The 557-nt window shown below is 47.4% G+C and carries 1 protein-coding gene; it reads right to left on the minus strand.

Features of this window, described 5'->3' with window-relative positions:
- Window positions 1-557 (minus strand): transposase (locus AC3WJN_RS25600; RefSeq protein WP_492329361.1); only part of this gene is annotated, 557 nt, incomplete at both ends.

The following is a 557-nucleotide window of genomic DNA, read 5'->3' on the forward strand; positions in this document are numbered from 1 at the left end:
GCGTCTACTGCCAGATGAATTTTGTAACCGAACCACGTGATTTTATTGCCAAAGGAGTCGAACTTGGCTCCCCAGGTGGCGTTTCCTGTTCCTTGGCAGCGAGATTTCGGTTGCTTTTTTTCATACGCATCAATCGCCGTGCTGTCGATGGCAATGGTCGTTCCTGTAATGATTCCCTCTTCACGGCATTGCATGACGAGGTCGTAAAACAGCTTCTCGGCAACGCTTTTCTGGACAATTTGAGCAAATACGCGACTAAACGTTGCAATGGATGGAACGGGTCGATCAATGGGAAACCCACACTGGTAACGAAAGCGTAAATCACTTGTGAGTCTCAGATGAAGAGCAGTAAATTGCGAAATTCCTTCGAAAGGAGCCGCCAACAAAGACCGTAAAATCGCTTCGCGGCTGTGTCCCGTTGCCCCTTGGGGCGTAATGCTTCTCAATTCTTTGGCGTACGGGCGTAAGTCCAGAACCGAAAAAAATAAGGGCAGACGTTCTTTCGATTCAAGTTTTTGCAGTTCCTCAAAGGAAAAAAGTGATGGCTGGAGAATATA

It is taken from the genome of Brevibacillus sp. FW306-2-1A-C05A (assembly GCF_058781555.1).